The 16,766-nt window shown below is 64.8% G+C and carries 13 protein-coding genes; 9 read left to right on the top strand and 4 right to left on the bottom strand.

Annotated elements, in window-relative coordinates; translation table 11 throughout:
- Positions 1-3: 3 nt before the first annotated feature.
- On the bottom strand, positions 4-948 hold the full coding sequence (locus HV711_RS17415) for a LysR family transcriptional regulator (RefSeq protein WP_035479082.1): 945 nt from the start codon (positions 946-948) through the stop codon (positions 4-6).
- Positions 949-1,226: 278 nt separating this feature from the next.
- Between HV711_RS17415 and HV711_RS17410 the strand changes: the two genes are divergently transcribed.
- The 9 genes from HV711_RS17410 to HV711_RS17370 all read left to right on the top strand — a co-directional run bounded on the left by HV711_RS17410 (position 1,227) and on the right by HV711_RS17370 (position 13,327).
- Positions 1,227-2,720: a UbiD family decarboxylase gene (locus HV711_RS17410; RefSeq protein WP_013590312.1), complete on the top strand. Its 1,494-nt coding sequence runs from the start codon at positions 1,227-1,229 to the stop codon at positions 2,718-2,720.
- Entirely contained in the window at positions 2,713-3,327 is a 615-nt protein-coding gene (locus HV711_RS17405) for a UbiX family flavin prenyltransferase (RefSeq protein WP_013590311.1), read from the top strand. Before HV711_RS17410 ends, HV711_RS17405 begins: the two co-directional genes overlap by 8 nt.
- Positions 3,328-3,331: 4 nt before the next feature.
- Entirely contained in the window at positions 3,332-6,373 is a 3,042-nt protein-coding gene (locus HV711_RS17400) for a xanthine dehydrogenase family protein molybdopterin-binding subunit (RefSeq protein WP_035479078.1), read from the top strand.
- On the top strand, positions 6,370-7,191 hold the full coding sequence (locus tag HV711_RS17395; RefSeq protein ID WP_035479076.1) for an FAD binding domain-containing protein: 822 nt from the start codon (positions 6,370-6,372) through the stop codon (positions 7,189-7,191). The genes HV711_RS17400 and HV711_RS17395 overlap by 4 nt, the downstream gene beginning before the upstream one ends.
- Entirely contained in the window at positions 7,188-7,724 is a 537-nt protein-coding gene (locus HV711_RS17390) for a (2Fe-2S)-binding protein (RefSeq protein WP_013590308.1), read from the top strand. The genes HV711_RS17395 and HV711_RS17390 overlap by 4 nt, the downstream gene beginning before the upstream one ends.
- Positions 7,717-9,300 carry an AMP-binding protein gene (locus HV711_RS17385; protein ID WP_035479073.1) on the top strand — a complete coding sequence of 528 codons (1,584 nt, stop codon included), beginning with the start codon at positions 7,717-7,719 and terminating at the stop codon, positions 9,298-9,300. The genes HV711_RS17390 and HV711_RS17385 overlap by 8 nt, the downstream gene beginning before the upstream one ends.
- Positions 9,301-9,304: 4 nt before the next feature.
- Positions 9,305-10,111, top strand: a complete 807-nt coding sequence (locus tag HV711_RS17380; RefSeq protein WP_013590306.1) for an enoyl-CoA hydratase/isomerase family protein — start codon at positions 9,305-9,307, stop codon at positions 10,109-10,111.
- A 50-nt stretch (positions 10,112-10,161) separates the two neighbouring features.
- The gene (locus HV711_RS17375) at positions 10,162-11,883 is read left to right on the top strand and encodes a GMC family oxidoreductase (RefSeq protein ID WP_035479070.1); all 1,722 of its coding nucleotides are present in this window, start codon (positions 10,162-10,164) and stop codon (positions 11,881-11,883) included.
- 67 nt (positions 11,884-11,950) lie between these two features.
- A complete protein-coding gene (locus tag HV711_RS17370) occupies positions 11,951-13,327 on the top strand; it encodes an MFS transporter (RefSeq protein ID WP_028359826.1) in 1,377 nt (458 codons plus the stop codon).
- 5 nt (positions 13,328-13,332) lie between these two features.
- Here the strand turns inward: HV711_RS17370 and HV711_RS17365 are convergent, their stop codons facing one another.
- The 3 genes from HV711_RS17365 to HV711_RS17355 all read right to left on the bottom strand — a co-directional run bounded on the left by HV711_RS17365 (position 13,333) and on the right by HV711_RS17355 (position 16,752).
- Positions 13,333-14,241 carry a LysR family transcriptional regulator gene (locus HV711_RS17365; RefSeq protein WP_028359827.1) on the bottom strand — a complete coding sequence of 303 codons (909 nt, stop codon included), beginning with the start codon at positions 14,239-14,241 and terminating at the stop codon, positions 13,333-13,335.
- 210 nt (positions 14,242-14,451) lie between these two features.
- Positions 14,452-15,411, bottom strand: coding sequence for a glycosyltransferase family 2 protein (locus HV711_RS17360; protein WP_014971884.1), 960 nt, complete (start codon positions 15,409-15,411; stop codon positions 14,452-14,454).
- Positions 15,412-15,447: 36 nt separating this feature from the next.
- A complete protein-coding gene (locus HV711_RS17355; RefSeq protein ID WP_028359828.1) occupies positions 15,448-16,752 on the bottom strand; it encodes a flippase in 1,305 nt (434 codons plus the stop codon).
- Positions 16,753-16,766: the final 14 nt, after the last annotated feature.

Raw genomic sequence — 16,766 nt, 5'->3', positions numbered from 1 at the left:
GTGTTAGTGCCCGTGGGGTTCCTTCGCGTCCTGTGAGGGCTCGTCGCCCGTAATGGTCGACGCCCGATGCAACTCGTCGCCGATGGTCGCGATCAGCGCCTCCGCCGCCGCGCTCAATGGCCGGCGCGGATGGCTCACGCAGAGAATGTGCCGGACGATACGCGGCGCGAGAATGGGGCACGCGCGCAAGGTGCCGTGCCGTGCGGCACGCTCCACGACGATGCGCGGCAGGATCGTCGCGAAGCGCGTGTGCTCGACGAGCTTGAGAATCGTGGAGAGCACGTCGATCTCGAAGCGCGGTGCGAGCAGCACGTCCTCGTGTTGCGCGGCGCTGTCGAGCACGCCGCGCAGGCCGTGGCGCTTCGTTGGCAGCACCAGTTCGAGTTCGGGCAATTGCGCGAGTTCGATGGCACGCGGCAAGTCGGGGCCATGCGCAGCGCTGGTCGCCAGCACCATTTCTTCGTCGAGCATCGGGTGCGAGTCGAGCGAAAGGCGCGCTCGCGGCTTGTTGATGATGGCCGCATCGAGCTGACCGCCCGCCACCCAGTCGATGAAGGTCGCGCTGTAGCCGTCGGCGATGGTGACTTCGACGTGGGGGTAACGCGCGTGAAAGCGCGACAGCGAATCCGCGAGCACGCTTTCCGTCACCGATGCGATGAGGCCAATGCCGACGTGCCCCGTCACCACTTCGTCGCGCTGCACGAGTTGCTGCCGCGCGTGAGCAAGGTCGCGCATGATCGGTAAAAACAGGCGATACATCAGCCGTCCCGCGGCGGTCGGCGCCATGCCGTCTGCGCCGCGCTCGAACAGCTGCTGATGCAGTTCGTCCTCGAGCTTCGCGATCTGCATGCTCAAGGCCGGTTGCACGATGTGCAGCCGCTTCGCGGCGCGCGTGACCGAGCCGTCTTCGAACAGCGCGATGAAGTACTGAATTTGCTTGAGGTCCATGTTCCCTCGGGGCATCAGCGATGCTAATGGGGCGGGGTGACATTATCACCCTGCGCTCGTCGACGGTGCAGGGTGCCGTATCGTGAGGGGCCCTTCCGTACAGGCGCGGGGAGCGTTCCATTGATACGTAACTGTAAGAACGCTGTCATCCGGGCTAACACTGATATAAGAACGAATGATCCATCACATCAGTAAACAGTATTAGATGTTATGGCGCGATCTCGCTACGCTTCATCCCATGCGCTTGGCATAGCAGGCGTGCATAGATGGAGACGATGATGAACACACGCGAGGCCGCAACGCACGGTATTCCCTCATTTGCCTGGGCACGCGATCACGCCGACACCGGCTCGCTGTCGCTGCGCGACTGGCTCGCGCATCTCGCGAAAACCGGCCGTGTCGCGACGATCGATACGCCCGTTGCGCTCGAGCATGAACTCGCCGCCGTCGCGAAGCGGCTAGACGGCGAACAGGCTGCTTTTTTCACGCGGCCACACGGCCATACGGTGCCCGTCGTGAGCGGCTTCATGTCGAAGCGCGCGTGGATCGCGGAAGCAATGGGCGTCGACGAATCCGCATTGCTCGCACGTTTTTCCGCTGCGGCGGCTGGCCCGCTGGCATCGAAACTGATTCAACGTGAGGACGCGCCCTGTCAGCAAGTGGTGCATACGAGCGGCATCGATCTTCACGCGCTGCTGCCCATTCCCACGCACAGCGAACACGACAGCGGCCCGTACATCACCGCCGGTCTCGTGATCGCGCGCAATCCGCGCACCGGCGTGCAGAACGTCTCGATCAACCGCATTCAGGTGCACGGCCCCGATCGCATGGCGATTCTGCTGCTGCCGCGTCATCTCCATGCATTCCAGCGCGACGCGGAAGCCGCTGGCGACGCGCTCGACGTCGCAATCGTGATTGGCGTCGATCCCCTCACAATGCTCGCGTCGCAGGCGATCACGCCGATCGATCACGACGAACTCGAAATCGCGGGCGCGCTGCACGGTGCGCCGCTGCCAGTCGCGCGATGCGTGACGAACGGCGTGCACGTGCCGGCGTTCGCGGAGATCGTCATAGAAGGGCGCATTCTGCCGAACGTGCGCGAGCCGGAAGGTCCGTTCGGCGAATTTCCGAAGTACTACAGCGCGAAGGAAGCACGCGAAGTCATCGAAGTGGCGGCCGTCACGCATCGGCGCGGCCCGATCTTTCATACGATTGTGCCCGCCGAAATGGAGCACCTGCTGCTCGGTGCGATTCCGCGCGAAGCCACGTTGCTCGCGCATCTTCAGCGCAGCCATCCCGGCGTGAAAGACGTGCATCTGTCGGTGGGCGGCGTGTGCCGCTATCACCTGTGGGTGCAATTCGACAAGAAGCGCGAAGGCGAAGCGAAGAACGTCATCCTCTGTGCGTTCGGCGCGCATTACGACATCAAGCAGGTCGTCGTCGTCGATACAGATGTGAACGTGCACGATCCCGCGGAAATCGAGTGGGCGATCGCGACGCGCTTCCAGGCAGATCGCGATCTCGTTGTGATAGCCGGCGCGCAAGGTTCGCCGCTCGATCCATCGACGACGGTCGGTCAGCCCGACGACGCGCCGTCGCATCTGCAAGGCGTCAGCGCGAAGATGGGCCTCGACGCGACACGCCCGGTCGTGTATCCCGCGCATGTGTTCACGCGCGTGCACATACCGGGTGAGGACACGGTCGACCTGCAAGCCCTCGTCGCCGCTGACAACAGCGCGTTCGACGCCTATTTGTCGCGCGATCATGGCTGAGCGAAAGAAGCGCATCGTCGTCGGCATGTCGGGCGCAAGCGGCGCGGTGATCGGCGTGCGTTTGCTCGCCGCGTTGCGCCGGCTCGGCACGCACGAGACGCATCTCGTCGTGTCGTCATCGGGCGCGGTGACCGCCGCACAGGAACTCGGCTTCGCGCGCGGCGATCTTGAAGCCGCTGCCGATGTGGTGCACAACGTGCGCGATATTGGCGCGGCCGTGGCGAGCGGATCGTTTCTCAGCGAAGGCATGGTGATCGCGCCATGTTCGATGAAAACGCTCGCGGGCGTCGCGAACGGCTTCGCGGACAACCTGCTTACGCGTGCCGCCGATGTGATGCTCAAGGAGCGCCGCCGCCTCGTGCTGGTCGCGCGCGAAACGCCGCTCAATCTCGCGCATCTGCGCAACATGACGCTCGCCACGGAGATGGGCGCGATCGTGATGCCGCCGGTGCCCGCGTTCTACGCGCATCCGCAGACTATAGAGGACGTGGTCGGCCACACGGTCGGGCGCATTCTCGATCTGTTCGGCATCGAGCACGACGAGATTGCGCGCCGCTGGAGTGGTCTCGCCGACGAATTCGGCGGCCGCGCCGCACCCGAGGAGTAACGTCATGAATCAGCGCGAAACCGCATTTGCCGACATCGACGCGCGCGTCGCCGGCAAAGAGATGCGCGAAACGGCCGCACCGCAGCGTCACGTCGGACGCTCGATGGAGCGCCTCGAAGACCCGGCGATCCTGACGGGTCGTGGCCGCTATGGCGACGACATCGCTGTCAAGGCGGGCACGCTGCACGCCGCGATTCTGCGTTCGCCGCACGCGCATGCGGACATCCTGTCGATCGATACGCAAGCCGCGTCGAAACTCGCCGGCGTGCGCGCGGTGCTCACGCGCGACGATTTGCGCCCGTGGTCGCGACCGTTCGTCGTCGGCGTGAAATCGCCGATGGAACAGTGGGCGCTCGCGATGGACCGCGTGCGCTACGTCGGCGAGCCCGTCGCGGTCGTGATGGCCGAGTCGCGTGCGCTCGCGGAAGACGCGCTCGATCTGATCAAGGTCGACTACGCGACGCTCGATCCCGTGACGTCGATTGAACAAGCCGCAAGGGACGACGCGCCGGTGCTGCACGAACGCGTCGGCAGCAACGTGATCAGCGACCGGCATTTCCGCTACGGCGAGCCGGAAGCCGCCTTCGAGCGCGCGCCGCATCGCGTCAAGCTCGTCGCGCATTATCCGCGCAACACGTGCGCGCCGATCGAGTGCGGCGTGGTCATCGCCGAATATCTTTCGGGCGACGAAGGCTACGACGTCACGTCGAATTTCATGGGGCCGTTCTCGCTGCACGCCGTCATGGCGATGGCGTTGAACGTGCCCGCCAATCGTCTGCGTCATAAGGCCCCGCGCGATTCCGGCGGCAGCTTCGGCGTGAAGCAGGCCGTGTTTCCGTATGTCGTGCTGATGTGCCTCGCCTCGCGCAAGGCGGGCGCGCCGGTGAAGTGGGTCGAGGATCGGCTCGAACACCTGAGCGCGGCGACCTCGGCGGCGGCGCGTGTTTCGACGGTAGAAGCGGCCGTCGAAGCGGATGGCCGCATCGTCGCGCTGTCTTACGATCAGCTGGAAGACGTCGGCGGCTACGTGCGCGCGCCCGAGCCCGCGACGCTCTACCGGATGCACGGCTGCCTGACGGGCGGTTACGCGATCTCGAATCTGCTGGTGCGCAATCGCGTCGTGCTGACGAACAGGACGCCGACGGGGCTCGTGCGCGGCTTCGGCGGGCCGCAGGTGTACTTCGCGCTGGAGCGGCTGATCCAGCGCATCGCGATCGAACTGAAGCTCGATGTGCTCGACGTGTATCGCCGCAACTTCGTTCCCGCCGATGCGTTTCCGTATCGTGCGGCGGCGGGCGCGCTGCTCGATTCCGGCAATTATCAGGAAGCGTTGCGCCGTTCACTCGACGAAGGCGGATACCGGGAACTGGTTGCGCGCCGCGACGCCGCGCGCAACGAAGGGCGCCTGTATGGCATCGGCTTCGCGGCGATCGTGGAGCCGTCGGTCTCGAACATGGGCTACATCACGACCGTGATGCCCGCCGACGCCCGCAGGAAAGCCGGGCCAAAAAACGGCGCGATTGCGAGCGCGACGGTCAGCGTCGATCTGCTCGGCGGCGTGGTCGTCACGATCGCATCAACGCCCGCGGGCCAGGGCCATATGACCGTGTGCGCGCAAGTCGTCGCCGATGTGCTGGGACTCGATCCGAAGGACATCGTCGTCAACGTCGAATTCGATACGCACAAGGACGCCTGGTCCGTCGCGGCGGGCAATTATTCCAGCCGCTTCGCGGGCGCGGTGGCGGGCACGGTGCATCTCGCCGCGACGCGCGTGCGCGACAAGCTCGCGCGCGTGCTCGCGAAGCAGTTCAGTTGCGCGCCCGGCGACGTGTGCTTCGAAGGCGCGCGCGTCTTTCCGCGCGACGCCGCAGACCGCGCGCTGCCGTTCGCGCGCGCCGCGAGCAATGCGCCGCACTGGGCGCCCGCGCTCCTGCCCGAGGGCGAAGAGCCGGGTCTGCGCGAAACGGTGTTCTGGTCGCCGCCGCACATGGATGCGCCCGACGAACAGGACCACATCAATACATCGGCGGCGTATGGCTTCGCGTTCGACATGTGCGGTGTCGAAGTGGATCGGATAACGGGACGCGTGCGTATCGACCGATATGTGACCGTGCACGACGCCGGCACGCTCCTCAATCCCGCACTCGCCGATGGCCAGATTCGAGGCGCGTTCGCGCAAGGCGTGGGCGCGGCGCTGATGGAAGAGTTCCGCTACGGTGCGGATGGCAGTTTCCAGTCCGGCACGCTCGCCGACTATCTGATGCCGACGACCTGCGAAGTGCCGGATCCGCTGATCGTGCATCTGGAGACGCCTTCGCCTTTCACGCCGCTTGGCGCGAAGGGGCTCGGCGAAGGCAACAACATGAGCACGCCGCCGTGCATCGCGAATGCCGTGGCGGACGCGCTCGGTGTCGAAGACATTCGCCTGCCGCTTACGCCGCCCAGCGTGATGGCGATGATCGGCATGGACGATCCCGAACCGTCGCGGCCGCAATATCGCGAGGCGCCCGCGACGAAGCCCGCGACGCCAGGCGGCGGACGCGCACTGACGGCGCAGGGCGCCGTCGAACTCCCCGCGACACCCGAAGCTGTGTTTGCCGTGCTGCTCGATCCGAAGGCGCTCGCGAACGTCATTCCCGGCTGTCACGCGCTCGAAGAGACGGCGCCGAACCAGTATCGCGCGGACGTGACCGTCGGCGTCGGCATGATCAAGGCGCGTTTCGAGGCGCGTATCGGTTTGTCGGAGATCGATGCGCCGAGCCGGCTGCGACTCGCTGGCGCGGGGATTTCCCCGCTCGGCAGCGCGCGGGGCAGCGGTCTCGTCGAACTGACGCCGCAAGGCAGCGGCACGCGGCTCACGTACGACTACGAAGCGCAGGTGTCGGGCAAGGTCGCGGCGGTCGGCGGCCGCATGCTCGAAGGCGCGGCGAAGGTCGTGCTGAAGCAGTTGTTCGAATCGCTCGGACGACAGGCGGCGGGCAAGCCTGTGCAAGCGCATGGATCGTGGATCGCAAGACTCCTTGCACGTTTCAGGAGGCACGCATGAAGCCCGCACCGTTCGATTACCTGCGCGCGATGACCGCGCAAGACGCGCTCGACGCGCTCGCGCAATACGGCGAAGACGCGCGCGTGCTGGCGGGCGGCCAGTCGCTGATGGCCGTGCTCAACATGCGGCTCGCGCAGCCGAAGGTGCTCGTCGATATCTCGCGCACCGCCGAACTCGATGCCGTGCGCCCGGACAGGCAGGCGGGGCATCTCGTCGTGAGCGCCGCGGCGACGCAAGGCAGCGTCGAATGGCGCAGCACGCTCGCCGACGAAACGCCGCTGCTCGCGATGGCCTTCCCGCATATCTCGCACTTTCAGATCCGCAATCGCGGCACCGTGTGCGGATCGATCGCGCATGCGGACCCGAGCGCGGAGTTGCCACTCGTGCTTGCGGCGCTCGGCGGCGACGTGATGCTGCGCTCGCGAAAGAGGCGCCGCACGCTCGCCGCGCAGGACTTCTTTCAGGGAATGCTGATGACCGCGCGCGAGCCCGACGAACTCGTCGAAGCGGTGCGCTTCCCGCTGCGCAAGGCAGGCGAGCGCTACGCGTTCGCGGAGTTTTCTGCGCGACACGGCGATTTTGCGATCGTCGCGTGCGCGGCTGTGGTCACCGACGAGTCGATCCGTATTGCGGTCGGCGGTGTCGCGGACCGGCCCGTGCGGGAGCAATGGCCGCGTCTGCAGGGCGACGACCTGCGCGGCGCACTGAACGATTTGAGCTGGAAACTGAACGCGCAGGACGATGCGCACATCAGCGCGAAATATCGCCGGAATCTGGTCCGGCAACTCGGATGGCGCGTGATCGAGGAGGCAAAGTGAGCAAGATGTCAGACACCCTCATGCGGCACGGCAAAGCGCAGCGCATCGCGCTGACGCTGAACGGCCGCGAACGAAGCGGCTACTGCGAGCCGCGCGAACTGCTGTCGGACTTCATCCGGCACGAACTCGGCGCGACGGGCACGCACGTCGGCTGCGAACATGGCGTGTGCGGCGCCTGTACCGTGCAGGTCGACGGCGTCGCAGTGCGCTCGTGCCTGATGCTCGCGGTGCAGGCCGATGGGCGGCATATCGATACCGTCGAAGGCCTTGCGCCCGGTCAGACGCTCGGCGACCTGCAGCAGGCGTTCCAGCGGCATCACGCGCTGCAGTGCGGCTTCTGCACGGCGGGCATCCTCATGTCCTGCGCGGATTATCTGCAACGCGTGCCCGATCCGACCGAGGCGCAAGTGCGCGAAATGCTGTCGGGCCACATCTGCCGCTGCACGGGCTACACGCCGATCGTAGCCGCCGTGCTCGATGTGGCGGCGCGCCGCCGGGCCGAGGCAAGCACGCAAGAGGTCGAACATGCTTGATCTCGGCCGCACGTTTTTGCAAAGCGTCGAGCGCAGTCCGAACGCGCTCGCGCTCGTGGATGGCGATGTGCAACTGACGTACGCGCAGTGGCATCGCATCATCCTGAATGTCGCAGATGGCCTGCGCGGGCTCGGCCTGCAACGCGGCGACCGGCTGCTCGTCGTGCTGCAAAACCGCTGGGAAATGGCGACGCTGCATTGGGCCGGGCAGTTTGCGGGCATCGTGATCGTGCCGCTCAACTGGCGCGCAAAGCCGGAAGAAGTCGACTACTGCGTGACCGACGCGGGGGCGAAGGCGATCGTCTACGAACCCGTCAGCGCCGATTCCGTCACGCAGAGCGCCGCTGCGCAAAACGTGCCGCGCGTCGGACTCGACGACGCGCCCGGCCGCACCACCCGCTTCGATGCGCTCATCGCCGAACGAACGCGTAGCGGCGACGTGAACGACGTGAGCGATGCGGCGCACGCCAGCGCCGACGACATCTCGCTAATCCTCTACACGTCCGGCACGACGGGCAAAGGCAAGGGCGTGCCGCGCCGGCATCGGCATGAACGCGCGGGAGCGCTCGCGCACGTCGCGCAGAACCTGTACAGGCGCGGCGAACGGTCGCTCGGCGTGATGCCGCTTTATCACACGATGGGGGTGCGCTCGCTGCTCGCCATGGCGCTCGTCGATGGTCTTTTCGTCTGCGTGCGGCGCTGGAACGCGAAGCTCGCGCTCGAATGCATCTCGAAGTACGCGCTTACCTGTCTCTACCTCGTGCCGACGCTCTATCACGATCTGCTTGCCGACAGCGCGTTCGCGAACACGGACACGTCGTCGGTCAGAAAGCTCGGCTTCGCGGGCGCACCGATGAACGACGGCCTGCTCAAGCGCCTCTCGGCCGCGTTCGAGCCGGAGCTCTTCGTCAATCACTACGGCTCGTCCGAGGTCTACACGTTCAGCATCGATCAGGACGCGACAAGAAAGCCCGGCAGCGCGGGCCGCGCGGGCATCAATACGCGGCTGCGCGTCGTCAGGCTCGATGCGCTCTCGCCCGATGAAATCGCCGAGGTCGGCGAAGAAGGGCAGATCATCGTGGACCTGCTCGGCGACGAAGCCTTCGAAGGCTACTGGAATCGCCCGGACGCGGATGCGAAGTGCCTGCGCGAGGGCTGGTACTTCACCGGGGACACAGGCTATCTCGACCGCGACGGCGATCTGTACGTGACGGGCCGCGTCGACGACATGATCATCAGCGGTGGAGAAAACATCTCGCCGGTGGATATCGAATCGGTGTTGTCGCTGCATCCCGCCGTCGATGAAGTCGCGGTCGCGGGTGTCAAGGACGAGCGCTGGGGCCAGCGCGTGGTTGCATTCATCAAGCGCCGCGAGCACGTCGATTCCGCTGCGCTCGATGCATGGTGCCGCCGGTCGAACCTCGTCAACTTCAAGCGCCCGCGCGACTACGTGTTCGTCGACGACATTCCGAAGTCGCCGGTCGGCAAGATTCTGCGCCGCAAGCTGCAAGCGGGCGAGTACACGCCCGATTCGAACGGGCAGGCCGCGCAGCCTTCAGAAACCACCAAGGAGTAACACAATGAGTGATCTCAACCATCGCGGCCAGACCCTGCTGCAAGACCTTGACGGCTTCTCGGTCGACATCGACGCGCAGCGCGAGCGCGCCGACATCATCCTGCATCGGCCGCCGTTCAACGTCATTTCGATGCACGCACGCGAGCAGTTGCGCGCCGTCTTCGAGGCCCTCGACGAAGACGAGCGCGTGCGCGTGATCGTCGTGCGCGCGAAAGGCGAGCACTTTTCGAGCGGCGGTGACATCAAGGGCTTTCTGGAGGCCTCGCCGGAGCACGTATCGAAGCTCGCCTGGAACATCGCAGCGCCCGCGCGGTGCTCTAAACCGGTGATCGCGGCCAATCGCGGCTTCTGCTTCGGCGTGGGCTTCGAGTTGTCGCTGGCGTGCGATTTCCGCATTGTCACCGATACGACGTTCTATGCGCTGCCGGAGCAGAAGCTCGGCCAGATTCCCGGCTCGGGCGGCTCGGCGCGTTTGCAGTCGATGGTCGGCATCGGCCGCACGAAGGACATCGTGATGCGCTCGCGCCGCATTCCGGGCAAAGAAGCGTACGAGTGGGGCATCGCGGTCGATTGCGTCGCTGACGCCGAACTGGAATCGGCAACGGATGCGCTCGTCGACGAACTGCGTGCATTCTCGCCGCTCGCGCAACGTACCGCGAAGAAGCTTCTGAACGATTCGGAAGACGCGCCCTTGTCGATCGCGATCGAGCTCGAAGGACATTGCTATAGCCGTCTGCGCGCGTCGGACGATTTCCGCGAAGGCGTCGAAGCGTTTCATGGCAAGCGCAAGCCGGTGTTTCGCGGCAGCTGAGCTGATACCTGACACGCCGCGCGGCGAACGAGACAGGAGGAGACAACGCGATGGATCGCTTCGACTACGTGATCGTAGGCGGCGGCTCGGCAGGATGCGTACTTGCGCATCGACTGTCGGCAGAGCCGTCGGTGCGCGTCGCGCTGATCGAGGCGGGCGCCGACACGCCGCCGGGCGCGGTGCCCGCGGCGATTCTCGACAGCTATCCCATGCCCGTCTTCTGCGGCGACACGTACATCTGGCCCGATCTGGAGGCGAAGGCCACGCAGCAGGCCGCGCCGCGCGTCTACGAGCAGGGCCGCGTGATGGGCGGCGGCTCGAGCATCAACGTGCAGTCGGCCAATCGCGGCCTGCCGCGCGACTACGACGAATGGGCCGCGAACGGCGCCGAAGGCTGGTCGTGGCGGGACGTGCTGCCGTATTTTCGCAAGCTCGAACGCGATGTGGACTTTCCAGGCGGCCCCTTGCACGGCACCGACGGTCCCGTGCCGATCCGCCGCATCATGCCGAGCGACTGGCCAGCGTTCTGTCATGCATTCGCGAAGGGTTTGCGCGCGAACGGCTTCGCCGAACTTCAGGACCAGAATGGCGAATTCGGCGACGGGTTCTTTCCGGGCGCGTTCTCGAATATCGACGATAAGCGCGTGTCGACGGCCATCGCCTATCTCGACGAAGCCGCGCGCAAGCGCTCGAATCTGAACATCTATTCGAATCTGCGCGTGGAGCGCATCGTGATGGAAGGCGCGACGGCGCGCGGCGTCGTCGCGATTGCGGCGAACGGCGAGCGCGTGGCTTTCGATGCGGGCGAAGTGGTGCTGAGCGCGGGCGCATTGCAGTCGCCCGCCATGCTGATGCGCGCCGGCATCGGCGATGCGCGCCCACTCGCGGCGATGGGCATTCCGTGTACGGTGGATCTGCCGGGCGTCGGGCGCAATCTGCAGGATCATCCGTCGCTCACGTTCTGTCATTTTCTCGAGCCGCGCTTTCGGATGCCGCTTGCGCGACGCCGCGCGAGCATGATGGCCGCGCGCATGAGTTCGGGCGTCGCGGGCTGCGACGAGTCGGATCTGTATTTGTCGAGCGCGACGCGCGCAGCGTGGCATGCGCTCGGCAACCGGCTCGGCCTCTTTTTCCTGTGGTGCAACCGGCCCTATTCACTGGGCCGCGTGCAACTGGCGTCGCCCGACGCGACGGTTGCGCCGCGCGTCGATCTGAATCTGCTCGACGACGAACGCGATCTGCAACGGCTCGCCGCCGGCGTGCGGATGCTGGCGCGCATCGTCGATGCGTCGGGCCTGGGACGCGATTCGCGCGACTTCTTCCCGGCCGCTTTCTCGCCGCGCGTGAAGGCGCTGAGCAAGGTCGGCGAAGGCAATGCGCTTATGACTTCGATCCTCGGCGCGTTGCTCGACACACCGCCGCCGCTGCGGCGTCTACTGGTCGAACGCTTCTTCACGCGCGGCCTGAAGATGACTTCGCTGATCCACGACGACCGCGCGCTCGCCGATTTCATCCGCGCGAACGTGTTCGGCGTGTGGCATGCGAGCGGCACCTGCCGCATGGGCGGCGCACACGAGCGCGACGCCGTGACCGACACGCAGGGCCGTGTGCGAGGCACACGAGGGCTGCGCGTGGTGGATGCCTCGCTGATGCCGCGGCTGCCATCGGCGAATACGAACATACCGACCATCATGATCGCCGAGAAAATCGCCGATGCGATGGTTGCCGAGCGACGGGCGGGCGTGGCAATGCCGTTCGCCGCGGCCCACTGACGATTTTTCAACCTCGACAAGAGCGCGCACCCAACAAAGCGTGCCTGTGACACACAAGGAGATGCAAATGTCTGTAGCAGCGCAAGACGGGGCCACCGTGCTCCCGGTTAATCAGCGGCAGATCATGGGCGCGGTGATGGCGTCGTGCATGGGCTGGGCGCTCGATCTGTTCGACCTGTTCGTGTTGTTGTACGTCGCGCCGATCGTCGGGCGTCTGTTCTTCCCGTCCGAGCACGCGATGCTTTCGCTCGCCGCTGTTTACGCGTCGTTTGCGGTGACGCTATTGATGCGGCCGCTCGGCTCCGCGCTCTTCGGCTCTTACGCGGACCGTCACGGCCGCAAGGGCGCGATGATCGTCGCGGTTGTCGGCGTCGGCGTGTCGACGGCGGCCTTCGGCGCGCTGCCGACGGTCGCGCAGGCGGGCATCGCCGCGCCGGTGTTGTTTCTGCTGCTGCGTCTCGTGCAGGGTGTGTTCGTCGGCGGCGTGGTTGCATCCACGCATACCATCGGTACCGAGTCCGTCGCACCGAAGTATCGCGGCGCGGTGTCGGGGCTGATCGGCGGCGGCGGCGCGGGACTCGGCGCGCTGCTCGCGTCGGTTACCTATCTGGCGATGTCCTCGCTGTTTCCCGGCAATGCATTCGACGTGTGGGGCTGGCGCTGCATGTTCTTCACGGGTATCGTGAGTTCGCTGCTCGGCTTCTTCGTGTTCAACAGTCTGGAAGAATCGCCGCTCTGGAAGAAGCTTGCCGCCGAGAAGGCCGCGAAGGCCGCCGCGCAATTGAAAAGCGCGACCGTCGAAGTGGCGCGCTCGCCGATCCGCACGCTGTTCTCGCGTGACTATCGCAGCGTGCTGTTCGTCAATCTGCTGCTGACTATCGGCGGCGGCAGCGGCTACTACCTCACGTCGGGCTATCTGCCGACCTTCCTCAAAGTCGTGAGTCATGCGCCGAACGGCGCGGCCGCCGCGATCCTGATGATCTGCAGCGTGGCCGTGGTGATCGCGTCGGTCGCGGCGGGGCACATCAGCACGTTCATCGGCCGCAAGGGCGCGTTCATCTGGATCGGCATGATCCGGCTCGTGGCGCTGCCCGGCCTGTTCCTGCTGCTGCCGACGGCGCAAAGCATCACGATGGTCGGCGTCTACGCGGTGCTGCTTTCCGCGCTCGGCAGCGCGGGTTATGCGCCCGTGCTGATCTTCCTGAACGAGCGCTTCCCGACCGCGATCCGCGCGACGGGTACGGGTCTTTCGTGGAATATCGGCTTCGCGATCGGCGGAATGATGCCGACATTCGTCTCGCTCGTCGCGAAGGATGCGGGCCAGTTGCCGTCGACGCTCTCCATCTTCGTCGGTGCAATCAGCGTGATCTTTCTCATCGGCGCGTTCGTGGTGCCGGAGACGCTCGGCAAGCTCGACAACGGCTCGGCGCGCACACCTTCCTGATCGACTCATTCGAGCGATCCTGCCGTCACGCGCCGGATCTCCTCGGTGATGATGGCGATCAACGCCTGGGCGGCCGGCCCGATCGGCCGCTTCGGATGCGTGACCTGAATGATGTGACGCACGATCGGCGGCGACGCGATCGTGCGTGCGCGCAAGCGTCCTTCGTCCACTTTCGCCTGCACGACGACGCGCGGCAGGATTGTTGCGACATGGCTTTGCTCAACGAACTGAACGATGGTGCTGAGCAGATCGATCTCGAACTTCGGCTTGACGACGACGTCAGCCGCCATCAGCGCGGCATCGAGCGCGCCTCGCAGGCCGTTGCGGCGTGTGGGCAGGACGAATTCGATGCCGGACTGTTGCGTGAGATCGATTTCGTCGGGCAGCGTTGGGCCGTGCGCGACGCTGGTCACCAGCACCATTTCTTCTACGAGCAAAGGCTCTACGTGGAGCGTCAGCCGTCCGCGCGGCTTGTTGATGATGGCGGCATCGAGCCGGCCGGATTCGACGGCGTCGATCAGTTGTGCGCTGAAGCCATCGGCGACGGAGACTTCCACTTGCGGGAAAAGCGCATCGAATCGGGCGAGCGATTCGGGCAACACGCTCTGCGCCTCCGACGACACCATCCCCAGCGACACGCGGCCTGTCACGATGACATCGCGACGACTCAGGTGCTCGCGTGCGTGATCGATGTCGCGCATGATCGGCGTGTAAAGGCGGTACATCAGCCGTGCGGCTTCGGTCGGCGCCATGCCGTGCGGCCCGCGCTCGAAGAGCTTCTGCCGGATCTCCGTTTCGAGCTTGGCGATCTGCATGCTGAGCGCCGGTTGCGCAATGTTGAGCCGCCTGGCGGCGCGCGTGACGGTGCCTTCTTCGAAAAGCGCGATGAAGTACTGGATCTGCTTCAGTTCCATGGGACAGGGACATCCGGGACGGGGCGACGAAGATAGTACCGTGCGCCGTCTTTCATGAGGTGGTCCGGTGAGTATCTCCCATGAAATCGTCACGTGGACGTCCTGTGCCCGCCGCGAACGCAAGCCACGCCCGGTTGGCGTCCGGCGCGACTTGCGTTTTTAACTCGACTCCCGCGCGATAATTGAACGAAAGAAGGGCGCGCACCGCAGTCAGATTTCAGGCTTCAGCCGGTAGAGTTCCGGCACGAGCGCGAGCAATAGACGTTTCGCCGAAAAGAGCCGCGGGGAAATATGCGTGGCGACGTACCAGGTTGCGGCTACGTTCATGCTGCGCAGCTTGAAATCAGGGCCGACCAGTGCGCTTGCAAAGTGCAGGTCGCCAAGCGTTTTGCCGATAATCTCCTGCTTGATCCGCGCGCGCGCCGGTGGGTCGAGCGCAATGAACGACAGCTCCGACATCTCGTGAAGCAACCGGTACATGCTGTTGTAATGGTGCAGCGTTTTAGTCGTGAACATCGTCGAGTCCATTCGCAGCCGTCTTTTGAATAGCGCCTGATTCAGCACCGCGAGCTTGATCCTTTGCTGCAGCAGCAAGGCCGCGAAGAAGTGATTGTCCTCGTACACAATGCCTTCGATGAAGCGCAGATTGCCGATGGCCGAGCGCCGCGCGATGAAACAGCACGGCGACACGAAATAGCGCCCTTGCCGCAACGACTCGACGACGAACTCTTCCGACCACAATCTCGCGGTGCCGAGCGGACGCCGGTAGCCGTTGACCTCCTGCTTGTACATGGGCGCGTCGTTCGGGAATACCGCCGCTTCGAACATGACGGCATCGATGTCGGAATGGCTGAATTCCCGATGGCACACGCTCAACGTGTCGGTGTCGATCAGGTCGTCGCTGTCCATGTAGTAGACGTAGGAGCCCGTCGTCAGCGAGGTGCCGAGATTGCGCGCCGCGGATTGCCCGCTGTTCGGCTGATACACATACCGGAATCGCGAATCGCTTTCGCAATAGCGTCGCGCAATCGCGGCGGTGCCGTCCGTGGAGCCGTCATCCACGATGATCGCCTCGAAGTCCGTGAAGGACTGTCCTGCAACGCTGGCGAGCGCTTCGTCGAGATAGTGCTCCACGTTGTAGGCCGGCACGATGATCGAAAAAACTGGCATAAGGCACCTCGATAATTAGGTAAGCAGTACTGCAATTCAACCGGCATCCGCGCCGCGTGCTTCCTGGCTCGCCGGCGACGCAACGGACATCCGCGCCGCGCTTCGTGCGCGAGGCGCGGCGCCGCGAAAATACAGCCACATGAAGGCCGCCGCGCCGACCACTTCGGTCAGGATCACCGCGGCGATCGTTCCTTTTGCGCCGCCATAGCGCGTGAGTGGAACGACATAGAGAAGATGCAGAACCGTCGCGCCGAGAAACACATTGGTCAGCGAACGCGCCCGGCCTTGAGCGAGCAGTCCGAGGTCGCCGAATACGACGGCTACGCTGATGATCGGTGGCAGCACCGCTTCGAGTCGCAAGAGGGGGATCGACGCATCGAACTGCGGGCCGACCCATGTTTCGATCCCCCATGCAGCAAGCAATTCGATGCCGATAAAGAGGCTGATCGACGTGGAGAACACGGCGAGCATCGCCATGCGCATGAGACGCTGTGCGGCTTGCCGATCGGTTGCGTGGTATTGGCTGATGCGCGGATAGAACGCCTGACTGATCACCATGAACATAGCCTGTGCGGCCACACGAATCTTGTCCGCCATCGCGAACTGACCCACTACTTCCGGTCCGTGGAAGTAATTCAGCAGGATCGAATTGAAGTTCACATAGAAGCTGATCAATACAAACGAGAAAAATAACGGAAAGCCGTCCTTCAGCGCCTCGGCAATTTTTGTCGCGGAGATGCCGACGAGTTTCACCAATCGGTTGCGATGCAGAATCCACAGCGCGCAAACCGCGAGCAGAACATTGCCGAGACTGACGCCCAGTGCAGCCAGCGCCGCATCGCCCGGTCCCTTGACGGCCAGATAGAGAAATACGAGACCGAGAAGCCGCGAAACAAAGGTCGGCAGCACCAATGCACGCATACATTCGAGGCCCTGAAAAAGCCAGATCGGTGTAACGGCGTTCGCAACGATGCCGACGAACAGCGCGGCGAGCACGTCCGCATGGTCTCGCAGATCCGGCACGTACGCGATACCTGCAACGATCAGAAGAAGCGCCGCGGCAACCAGCACGAGCCGTGCAGCGAATGTGCTCGTATAAACCTCGGCGAGCCCCTCCGGATGGTCGCGTTTCACGGACACGAGGCGCGTGGCCGTGAAGTTGAAACCGTAGTCGGTCAGCAACACCATGTACTGCGCGACAGCCTGACAATAGGCCAGCACCCCGAACTCTCTCGCACCGAGCACATGACCCAGGTACGGCAACATCAGCAGCGGTACGATGTAATTGCCGCCCTGGATCAGGATCAGATACAACAGCGTCTTGCGGATCGGAGTCGTCATAACAATGCGCCTGG

Origin of the sequence: Paraburkholderia phenoliruptrix (assembly GCF_902859825.1) — a bacterium.
Lineage (GTDB): Bacteria > Pseudomonadota > Gammaproteobacteria > Burkholderiales > Burkholderiaceae > Paraburkholderia > Paraburkholderia phenoliruptrix.
Note: the sequence above shows the minus strand (reverse complement) of the source record. Positions and strands in the feature narration are given on the sequence as shown.

What these genes read in the sequence shown, in the direction of transcription:
- HV711_RS17400 (WP_035479078.1), top strand. Translation starts at nt 3,332, where the DNA reads ATGAATCAGCGCGAAACCGCATTTGCCGACATCGACGCGCGCGTCGCC.
- HV711_RS17370 (WP_028359826.1), top strand. Translation starts at nt 11,951, where the DNA reads ATGTCTGTAGCAGCGCAAGACGGGGCCACCGTGCTCCCGGTTAATCAG.
- HV711_RS17410 (WP_013590312.1), top strand. Translation starts at nt 1,227, where the DNA reads ATGAACACACGCGAGGCCGCAACGCACGGTATTCCCTCATTTGCCTGG.
- HV711_RS17395 (WP_035479076.1), top strand. Translation starts at nt 6,370, where the DNA reads ATGAAGCCCGCACCGTTCGATTACCTGCGCGCGATGACCGCGCAAGAC.
- HV711_RS17365 (WP_028359827.1), bottom strand. Translation starts at nt 14,241, where the DNA reads ATGGAACTGAAGCAGATCCAGTACTTCATCGCGCTTTTCGAAGAAGGC.
- HV711_RS17360 (WP_014971884.1), bottom strand. Translation starts at nt 15,411, where the DNA reads ATGCCAGTTTTTTCGATCATCGTGCCGGCCTACAACGTGGAGCACTAT.
- HV711_RS17405 (WP_013590311.1), top strand. Translation starts at nt 2,713, where the DNA reads ATGGCTGAGCGAAAGAAGCGCATCGTCGTCGGCATGTCGGGCGCAAGC.
- HV711_RS17415 (WP_035479082.1), bottom strand. Translation starts at nt 948, where the DNA reads ATGGACCTCAAGCAAATTCAGTACTTCATCGCGCTGTTCGAAGACGGC.
- HV711_RS17375 (WP_035479070.1), top strand. Translation starts at nt 10,162, where the DNA reads ATGGATCGCTTCGACTACGTGATCGTAGGCGGCGGCTCGGCAGGATGC.
- HV711_RS17385 (WP_035479073.1), top strand. Translation starts at nt 7,717, where the DNA reads ATGCTTGATCTCGGCCGCACGTTTTTGCAAAGCGTCGAGCGCAGTCCG.
- HV711_RS17380 (WP_013590306.1), top strand. Translation starts at nt 9,305, where the DNA reads ATGAGTGATCTCAACCATCGCGGCCAGACCCTGCTGCAAGACCTTGAC.
- HV711_RS17355 (WP_028359828.1), bottom strand. Translation starts at nt 16,752, where the DNA reads ATGACGACTCCGATCCGCAAGACGCTGTTGTATCTGATCCTGATCCAG.